The following is an 809-nucleotide window of genomic DNA, read 5'->3' on the forward strand; positions in this document are numbered from 1 at the left end:
CCGACCGGCCGCTTCGCTTCGACCGCGCGGTTGAAGCCGTGGATGGCCGCGTCGCGGCTGCCGACCACCGCCAGCACGTCGCCGGCATGCACGTCGGTGACCACCATGCCGGCTTCGAGCGGCGGCCGCTTGCCGGTCTGCAGCGCCTCGGTCGCCCGCGCCACCGCGCCCTCGGCATAGGCCTGCGCCGACGGCGACATGCCGGTCAGCACGGTCAGGCCGGCGCCCTGCAGCGCGCTTTCCGGATAGTCGTTGGCCAGCTGCCGGCGGACCAGGTCGATATAGGCGGGGAAACGGTTGGCCGCGGCCGCGCCGGGCTGCTCGGTCACGCCCAGCGGCGCCTTGCGCGCGCGCCCGAACTCGGCGGCCAGCCCGAGGGTGACGAAGCTCATCCCCATCTTGGCCAGGGTGTAGCCGGTGTGCGGACCCCACCACTTCGGATCCAGCGACGGCGGCGGCGCCAGGGTCAGGATGTGCGGGTTGGGCGCCTGCAGCAGGTACGGCAGGCAGGCCTGCGCGCACAGGAAGCTGCCGCGCGCGTTGACCTGCTGCATCAGGTCGAAGCGCTTCATCGGCGTGTCCAGCGTGCCGCGCAGCCAGATCGCGCTGGCGTTGTTGACCAGGATGTCGATGCCGCCGAAGGCGTCGACCGTGGCCGCCACCGCCGCGTGCACCTGGTCCTCCTCGCGGATGTCGCATTTCAGCGCCAGGCCCTGGCCGCCGGCCGCGGTCACCGCCTCGGCCGCGCTGTGGATGGTGCCGGGCAGTCGTGGATTGGGCACCGAGGACTTGGCGGCGATGGCGACGTT

1 protein-coding gene is annotated in these 809 nt (G+C 72.8%); it reads right to left on the reverse strand.

The window, feature by feature from the left end:
• Window positions 1–809, reverse strand: an 809-nt coding sequence (locus tag J7528_RS23665; protein ID WP_291879752.1) for an SDR family oxidoreductase, incomplete at both ends; no start/stop codon positions are given.

Source organism: Caulobacter sp., from assembly GCF_017744445.1.
In the GTDB taxonomy this organism is placed as follows: Bacteria; Pseudomonadota; Alphaproteobacteria; order Caulobacterales; family Caulobacteraceae; genus Caulobacter.